The organism is Caballeronia sp. RCC_10, from assembly GCF_041360715.1.
Taxonomy (GTDB): Bacteria; Pseudomonadota; Gammaproteobacteria; order Burkholderiales; family Burkholderiaceae; genus Caballeronia; species Caballeronia grimmiae.
Genome location: NZ_JBFUPT010000003.1, coordinates 441634 through 449980, shown reverse-complemented (window position 1 = coordinate 449980; position 8347 = coordinate 441634). Strand labels below are relative to the sequence as shown.

Below are 8347 nucleotides of genomic sequence, written 5' to 3'. Positions count from 1 at the left end.
CGAAACCGCTCATCGTACTTCGTCATGAAAAACACCCCAAAGGTTGGATCGGTGTCCAACTTTTGGGGTGCAGTTCACGCTTCAAGCGTGCGCAGGGCTTGTTTCATTGCGGCACCGGACGACAGCAGCCGGTTCACGATACCGCTAGCCGCGACGTTACTTCGACGCGTTCACCATGTAATCGACGGCCGCTTTCACATCTGCGTCGGGTGCGTTCGATCCGCCCTTCGGCGGCATCGCGCCCTTGCCGTGGAGTGCGTAGTTGTAGACCGTTTCCATCGGCTCCTTGAGGCGCGGCGCCCAGGCGGCTTTGTCGCCGAACTTGGGCGCGTTCAGCACGCCTGCCGCGTGACACGCCTGACAGACCTGTTCGTAGAGCGCCTTGCCCGCCTGAGCGGCGTCCGCGCTTTGCGCGCCCGCAGCCGGCGCGGATGCGGTTTGCGGCACCGATGCGAGCGCCGCAAGTGCGGCTGCGGCCTGTGCGTTGTCGGTCGCGCCCGATGCGGCGGACGGAGCGGACGCCGCAGCCGATGCCCCCGCCGCCGCTCCCGGTGCAGGTTGCGCCGGTTCCGCGAACTTCGCGCCACCGTTGTTCGCCATGTAGACGACGGCGCGCGCGATCTCGAAGTCACTGTAATCATCGGGACTGGCGCCGCCGCGCGGAGGCATCGCGCCTTTGCCGTTGAGCGCGTTGTGCAGCAGTGTGTCGTAGCCTTCGCTGATGCGCGGGGCCCATGCGCCGGCATCGCCGACTTTGGGTGCGCCGGCCGTGCCTGTCGCGTGACAGGCGGAGCAGACGGCTTTGAACACTTCTTCGCCGGTTTTGTAGACGCGGGGGGCGTTGGCGTCGCGGATATCGACTTTCGCGGCGGGCGCGACGCGCTCTTGCACGGAAGCGTCGATGTTGGTGCCGGCGCCGGTGCGCGTCGAGGTATCGACGTAAACGGCGAGCAGGATGATGATGGCGACCGGGATGCCGAACCCGGCGATGACCGCCGCGATGAGTTGGCCGGGTGTCCTGATCGGAGCTCCGTGGGGTGCTTCGCTCATGCTTGTCTCGTCTCCCGTTTTTTGATTGAGTCGGTTCAGACAGCGTGACGGCTACCGCTTAGCCCTTGCGTCGTCAAAGGCACGGTCGATTATAGACGGAACGTTTAACGGAAGGCGGCGGGGCGGCGAGGCGTGTGACGGGCGTTTACCCGCAGTTCGGTGGCGCTGGATTTTGCGTTGAACCGCTCGCCGTGGACGGATGTCCGGAAAACAGGTATCCTCTCGGATTCGCATGAGTCTTGCTGTCGCCTTTCGGCACCCCGCAAGCAAGGCTCCCGCCGATGCGCCCGTAGCTCAATGGATAGAGTACTGCCCTCCGAAGGCAGGGGTTGCTGGTTCGATCCCAGCCGGGCGCGCCAAGTTATCAAGAGCTTGCACCAGAATCAACACACCATGATCGTGGGCGTATGGAAACTGTACGGAAATTCTGCTGCTCAACTTCGGCGAAAATCGCTGATAAGTAACCTGTCGGCGGCCGACTTTGTTGGTGTTACCTGCAGCGATAAGTTGCACCGGGAATCGGGGCAAGCAGCGATGCTACAACCCCGACGCGTGGAAGCGACCGAAATACACTTCGCCCGGACGCATCGCCACGGCGCACAGATTTCCTAGCAGCTTTTGTGACTGGAGCCAGCGCAGGATTACGCTCTCGAGTCCGCATACGGAGCGACCGTACGCACCGCATGCGAACTAGATTGGAGCAGCCTGTCCCGGAGAGGCCTAACGGCCGACAGTGAGACACATGGGCGCGATAAACCTATCATTGAATCTTAGCGGGTCGAATTAAACTCGCTAGAACCATTCAGCTCGCCCTCAGGGCTAGGCTGGAGCCTGAGTTGCATAGTGAAATCCCATTACGGCGACGATAGGCACAATAAGGAGTTGTAAAAATACGATTGCCTTGTAGATTTTCGTGCGCCAAATGTTTTCGCGTAACCCACTAATGATAGTCAGCAGATTTAAGACCCCGACGATCCATAGGAAACCTGACGGATCGTCTGATAGCACTGAAAACACAACTTTTAGACTTTCACTCAATTGTTGAATCCAGTAAAGTTCCAGCGATAGATTTCAAAATACTTCAGATAATCAGATTTACCGTTCCCAGTCTGCATATTCTTGTAATCCCATCCGCTTCCATTTCTGTGAAAATAGCCGATTTCGACTGGCAATCCAGCGTATGCAGATTGCTGCGGGTCTGCGCCATTCCTGCCCAGCACCTTATTCACCCAAGTAACTGGACGATGGATTGTGTCGTCTGAATTTCCTTGATAAATCTGGATTGTCTCAGGCGACGAATTGACGACCAATTGAATATGGTGAGCGAGCCCATGCGACATTTGCCCCTTCAAATCCTTTGCTAACGCCAAAACATCGCCCGGTCTAATCTCATCTGCATCGAAGATAGACATGGTATTCAAATTGATACGCTGCACGTCGGGCGCGCCATAAGTGAGTTCCACCATATCTGCAAAGCCATACATGCTTGAATCATATTTTCCGTGTTCGGCCTGACCGTACACCTCCATGTTTCTATACGTTCTAACGCCCGTCACTAACTTTATTGGTAGCCCTCTAGCTGCTGCGTATTGAATAAGCAGCCTGACAGCAAAGTCTTCGCAAGTAAAGCGGTTCGTTTTGACATTCCCGTCTCTACTCCAATACTGTTCAGTGCGAAGCTGTTCAGCAAGTACTGGTGCCTGCGCTTGATAATCAGCTACATCAGTGGCTGTCCATTTTCGCGTTGTTTTCCAGAAAATTTTGAGTTTGACAACGTGAGGTCGAGTATCTGTCTTCGGCGTGAGCGGCGCAGAAATTACTGGGGATGTCATTGTTCTGTGTATACAAGGAGCAATTTAATGGAACTACCATCTCGACCTTCAATGATTGGTGTCTTGCCGTCAGGTGTTGTTGTGATTTCGCGAATCTCCCCTGTTGGAGATTGAACATAGAACAATGCACGGCTAACAGGTACACCGTCCTGATCAACGAGTTGGAAATGTCGATCAAAAACAGCATTCTCCTCCGCCCTGTCACGCTGTGCTCTGGGTGCGTCTGCGCTCGTGAACCCTTGAGAACCGACCACTCCAAGACTCTCGGCCATATCGTCGTACCACGCCTCTCCTGCCAGTTGGGCAAAGATGCGCGGATGTTCTGGACAGCCGCACACGACTACATCGTCATGCGCTGCAATCTCGCTGATAAAGAAGTTCACACGACGCGGACCGCCATCCTTCGCGATGTATCCCGTCGTCTTGCAGACCGGGCAATAAGCTTCGCCGCCTATAAGCGCGGCTTGGTGCCCGTGAATGAGAAACTGCGGTCCCTCGTAAGAGCCAACCTCTCCGCCGTTATCGAGTTGGTCCCCAACGACGGCGATTCGTCGCATCATGTGCAGCCTCCTTTGTATGATTCGTTATGCTTGCTTTTCAGCATGTGTCTCGGTTCGTTAGAAAAGACCTACTCACCTGAGTTGATTTGTCAGGATACGAGCACAACGAAGAAGCGCAATTGGATGCATCAGCGAAATCGTGAAATCGACAAAAGTTGACAGGGAATGAACTTCGGGCTACGGAGATTCGAGTCGTATCAACTTCTGAAACGTCTTCGATTGGGGCGCTAGTGTCTCGCGCGGTTGCAGTCTGCTGGAGTGAGCCGCACCGTGCCGTCGCGCATAGTCGGCGCTATGCCGTCGAGTCGAATAATGCGGGGGGGGGTGGAGCGTTAATCCGCCGTTGCTCACTATCCGCCGAAGGCAATGCGGTGATACTCACGCCACTGTTTGCCGAGATCGTGACGCACGACAGCTAAAGCCATTGCCATTCGACGAATCGCATACCATGCGAACCGTCGCCGCGCCGTTCGGCTTGATCGGTCGAAAGCCGATGGAAATGCCGCGCACGAGTCCGGCCTTGATGCTCTGCCACGCTTCTCCGAGCCGGTCGCGCAGCGCGCCGGGTTCATCGCACTGCGCAAGCGTAGTCCGAAAGCCGATGCCACGGCGGCCAGTCGCCGCAAACTTCACTTTGCCGACAGGCTTGGCATGATCGGGTTGCCACCGCAGCGCGAGCGGTAGCCTGTAGCGCGCGCCGGGTGGGCTGAATCACACGTGTGTGCCGCTCAAACACACAGACATCTGAGCACTGTGCGCTTATCGGTTTATGTGGAAGACAACCGCGACGCATTGTATTTCTCAATGACTCGGCCCAGGGCTCGAACGCGCTCATCAATTGCCGTTCAAAGCCTTCGACAACTTCACGAGAGAGCAACAGCGAGCCCCGCGCGCACTGGTGGTTGCGTTGGTACAGCACGTGTGGGCTCCTCAGCGTTTGCAAGAGGCCGCCCTATGACCGAACGACCCCGTTCGCAACGCGTGACTCAGATCCGCATCGTCGAGTGCAGTTGCCCGCCGCTGCGGCGGAGGCCACTGGCATCACGCTCTAACAAGGCAACTTGTGAACCTAGTAGCTGCTGCGTTCTGGCGTAAAAGTTAAATAAACGCTTTCTGGCACTGGTGGATTTGCACTGGCCTCAATGGCGGGCCTTGCCTGCGAAATCAAAGGCTACCATTGAGGGCACAAGAGCTGAACTCATCACCTCTGGTCCAACACTGACATTACGCGTCCTGTATCCGCCACCAGGAAACGACTCTCAACGCGTTAAGTCAGCATCGATTCCCAAATTGTCGTCGTGCCGCCCGGCGACCCCGCATGCGTTTCTGGCGTGGGCCGGAATTGCATGCAGATTGGCTTGACTCACCTCTGATCGACGTTGGCGGAGTAAGCGTGGGTTGGTCGGATGAAAAGACGATCAATGAATAGGTTTCCCTTAGCATCTTTGCCAAACTTGGCGCGGCCCCCTCAAGCCTCCACCCCCGTCCACTCCTGCTCCCGCAACTTCGCCCGCAGCCTCGCGACCGCCTGGCTATGCAACTGGCAAACCCGCGACTCGCTGACTTCCATCACCGCGCCGATCTCTCGCAGATTCAGCCCGCGCTCGTAATACAAGCTCATCAGCAGCTTCTCGCGCTCCGGCAGCCGATCGATAGCCTCGATCAACGCGCCGCGCAGGCTGTCATCGAGCAACGCCGACAGCGGGTCCGATCGATCCACGCAATGTCGATCCAGGAACGGTTCGTCGTCCGCCGAGCGGTCGAAGTCTTCGTAATAGATCAACTGGCTGCCGTGCAAGTCCTGCAGCATCGACTGATACTCGTCTAGCGGCAGCTGCATATGCTCGGCGATTTCCGTCTCGCTCGCCGAACGGCCAAGGCTCTGCTCGACCTTGTGCACCGCCGATTCCACTTCGCGCGACGTCTTGCGCATGCTGCGCGGCAGCCAGTCGTTCGCGCGCAGTTCATCGAGCATCGCGCCGCGAATGCGCTGGCTCGCATACGTCTCGAACTGCGCACCCTGATCTTCCTTGTAACGGCTCGCCGCATCCAACAGGCCGATCATGCCGGCCTGAATCAGATCGTCGAGGTCGACGCTCGCCGGCATCTTGGCGACGAGCTGCAGCCCCAGCCGGCGAACGAGCGGCGCATAGCGCGTCAACACGTCGGACTGCGAGAGTTTGCCTTGGGCGTTGTACATCTGGGTCACCTTTGTCTTGATCACATCGACGCCGTGCTGCTCAATGCATGGCCGGGAAACATCGACGCCCTTCGCGCCACTTCCCGCCCGCCCTTGTCAGACTCGCCATCCAAAAACTGCATTTCGTTTTCAACTTCAGCATCACGGGCAGCCGGCGTGGAACGCACCGGCCAGTGCAGAAGCTCCGCCGCAATCTGGCGATAGTCGCGCGCCGCAGCCGTAGCCGGAAACGCCTCTACCACCGAACGCGACAGCTCCCTCGCCCGAGTAATGCGCGCATCCTCGGACACATACCCCGCCTGCACGAGCGCCACCGCCAGATACCGGCTCGCCACGCCCGACAGGTTGTCGAACGCGACCGCCGCGTCGGCCGGGTTCTGCACGTGATTGATCAGCACGCGGAACTGTCCGATCGCATGCGCGTAGTGCAGACGCTTCATGCACGCATACGCCTCGGTGATCGCCGGCGCAGCCGCCCGCGTGACGATCAGGAAGTCATGCGCCTGCGCCGCAAGCGACGACAGCGCGCCATGCCGATCCAGTTGCGTATCGATCAGCACGATGTCCGCCGGTCCGTCGAGCAACCCGCGGCACTGCGCGGCGTCGTGACTCACGCGCTCCTCGCGGGGCGCGGCGATCAGCGAAAAGCCGAGCGGCGTGCGCGTGACGACGTCCTGCAACGTGTGGCGGCCGGACATCACCGCACTCATCGCCTGCGATCCGGAAAGCCCCGCCATGCGGCTCACCGATGTTCCGTTCTGCCGCTCGTCGATGACGAGCACATCCTTGCCATGCACGGCCAGCGCCGCGCCGAGATTCACCACCGCCGACGTGCAACCGATGCCCGCCGGTCCGCCCGCGACCGCCACCACGCGCGAGCCTGCACGCGTCAGGAGCCGTCTCAGGCCTTCAGCCTGGTCGAGCACGAGCTTATCCAAAGCGAACCTCATGGAGTTCAGCCGCGGCACGCGCGGACAATGCGGACAACAGCGCCGGCACTTCCTCGTCCTGCGGCACGAACGGCGAGCCGTCGCGCGGAATGCAGAACGCGCTTTTGATCAGGAACCGCTTGGTCGCCACGTACAGGTTTTCCGGCACCTTCTGTCCGGTCGATACGTAATGCACCGGCAGCTTGTAGCGGATGACCGTATCGAGCACGCCGCCGAGGTTCGTCGCTTCATCGAGCTTGGTCAGGATGCAGCCCGCGAGCGGCGGCTGATCGGCCGCGCTCTTGTAGGCCTGCACGACTTCGTTGAGCGTGTCGCCGTGGCTCGTCGCGTTCAGCAGCAACAGGCGCTGCACCGGATGACCCGCGCCGCACAGCATCGAAATCTGATCGGACACCGTGCGATCCCGCTGGCTCATGCCGATCGTGTCGATCAGCACGATGTGCTTGTTGCGCAGCTCCGAAAGCGCGAGTTGCAGATCGGCCGCGTCCTTCACCGCGTGCACCGAGACGCCGAGAATCTTGCCGAAGATGCGCAACTGCTCGTGCGCGCCGATCCGGTAGCTGTCCGTCGTCAGCAGCGCGACCTTGCTTGCGCCGAAGCGCATCACGCAGCGCGCGGCGAGCTTCGCGGTGGTCGTCGTCTTGCCGACGCCCGTCGGGCCCATCAGCGCGAACACGCCGCCACGTTCCATCAGCGCGTCTTCGCTCGCCATCACCGGCAGGTTCGATTCGAGCACCTGCTGCACCCATTCGAGCGCGTGCTCGGCGTTTTCCATTTCCGGCAAGTTGTCGACGATCATGCGCACGAGTTGCGCGGAGAAGCCCGCGGCGAACAGGTGCTTGGTCAGCGCGGCGTTGCTCGGCATGCGGCGCTGGCGATCGCCCCACAGCAGGCCGGAGAACTGTTCTTCCATCATCGAGCGCATCGACGACAGCTCGTTCATCACCGTATCGTTGACGACCTGCTCCATGCGCGCACGAATCGCCTCGGTGACGACAGCCGCCGCATTCGCGGGCAAGCCTTCGAACGCACCTTCAGCCGATGCCGGCGATGCTTCCGCTTGCGGCGCGCTTGCGTTGATCTTCTGCGCGGCGCGGCGTGCGGCGACTTGCGCGGCTTCGCGCGCCCACTCGGGCGTGTCCACCTTCGGTTGCGCGGCCTGGCGCAGCACGTAGCTCGCCGTCTCCGGCTTGTCGGCGGCTTGCGCTTTGGGCGGCACCGGCACGCCCATGCCGCGTGCAATTGCCGACGATGCCGTCAGCGGCCGATTCGACGGCGTCGCGGCCTGCTCGGCGATGCGTCGCGCATGCTCGATCAGCCACGGATTCGAATCGGCCAGCGTGCGGGATGCTTCGTCGGCGGGTGCTTCGTCGGCTGCGTCGGCATCGGCGTCGGGCTTCGCGCCGAACACGGACGAGAACACATCGCCGCTCGCATAGGGATTCGGTGCGGCGTGCTTGGCCGCAGCGGCTGCTGCCTGCGCCAGCGCGGCGCGCGGCGTGGCGCTCGCGAACGTCGCGGGCGCGGCCAGCTCTTGCGCTTTCGGCGAGATCGACGCGATATCGCTGTCCGCGCAACCGGCGATCTCCACGGAACCATCGTCCAGCGTACGGTTCGACAGCACGATTGCATCGGGGCCAAGCGCTTCCCGAACCTGTCGCAGTGCGTCGCGGCTGTTCGCGCCAATGAATTTACGGATGTTCAAACTTGCCCCCGATGAGGAATGACTGCGATCTTTGCGAGGCGGGCGTCGCC

The 8347-nt window shown here is 60.4% G+C and carries 6 protein-coding genes and 1 tRNA gene; 1 reads left to right on the top strand and 6 read right to left on the bottom strand.

Translation table 11 applies throughout. From position 1 onward, the window contains the following. Positions 1–156 precede the first annotated feature (156 nt). On the bottom strand, positions 157–1050 hold the full coding sequence (locus AB6804_RS09760; RefSeq protein ID WP_370886262.1) for a cytochrome c5 family protein: 894 nt from the start codon (positions 1048–1050) through the stop codon (positions 157–159). 283 nt (positions 1051–1333) lie between these two features. Between AB6804_RS09760 and AB6804_RS09755 the strand changes: the two genes are divergently transcribed. Then, positions 1334–1409 (top strand) — tRNA-Arg (locus AB6804_RS09755). A 675-nt stretch (positions 1410–2084) separates the two neighbouring features. Here AB6804_RS09755 and AB6804_RS09750 read toward each other — a convergent pair. From AB6804_RS09750 to flhF, 5 genes are all read right to left on the bottom strand, one after another. Then, the gene (locus AB6804_RS09750; protein ID WP_370886261.1) at positions 2085–2882 is read right to left on the bottom strand and encodes a hypothetical protein; all 798 of its coding nucleotides are present in this window, start codon (positions 2880–2882) and stop codon (positions 2085–2087) included. After that, on the bottom strand, positions 2879–3442 hold the full coding sequence (locus AB6804_RS09745; protein ID WP_370886260.1) for a PAAR domain-containing protein: 564 nt from the start codon (positions 3440–3442) through the stop codon (positions 2879–2881). The genes AB6804_RS09750 and AB6804_RS09745 overlap by 4 nt, the downstream gene beginning before the upstream one ends. A gap of 1468 nt (positions 3443–4910) precedes the next feature. Continuing rightward, entirely contained in the window at positions 4911–5642 is a 732-nt protein-coding gene (locus AB6804_RS09740) for an RNA polymerase sigma factor FliA (RefSeq protein WP_370886259.1), read from the bottom strand. A 20-nt stretch (positions 5643–5662) separates the two neighbouring features. Further along, complete coding sequence (locus AB6804_RS09735) at positions 5663–6580, bottom strand: MinD/ParA family protein (protein ID WP_370886284.1); 918 nt, start codon at positions 6578–6580, stop codon at positions 5663–5665. Beyond that, complete coding sequence (flhF, locus tag AB6804_RS09730) at positions 6573–8297, bottom strand: flagellar biosynthesis protein FlhF (RefSeq protein ID WP_370886258.1); 1725 nt, start codon at positions 8295–8297, stop codon at positions 6573–6575. The genes AB6804_RS09735 and flhF overlap by 8 nt, the downstream gene beginning before the upstream one ends. Positions 8298–8347 lie beyond the last annotated feature (50 nt).

What these genes read in the sequence shown, in the direction of transcription:
- AB6804_RS09760 (WP_370886262.1), bottom strand. Translation starts at nt 1,050, where the DNA reads ATGAGCGAAGCACCCCACGGAGCTCCGATCAGGACACCCGGCCAACTC.
- AB6804_RS09750 (WP_370886261.1), bottom strand. Translation starts at nt 2,882, where the DNA reads ATGACATCCCCAGTAATTTCTGCGCCGCTCACGCCGAAGACAGATACT.
- AB6804_RS09745 (WP_370886260.1), bottom strand. Translation starts at nt 3,442, where the DNA reads ATGATGCGACGAATCGCCGTCGTTGGGGACCAACTCGATAACGGCGGA.
- AB6804_RS09740 (WP_370886259.1), bottom strand. Translation starts at nt 5,642, where the DNA reads ATGTACAACGCCCAAGGCAAACTCTCGCAGTCCGACGTGTTGACGCGC.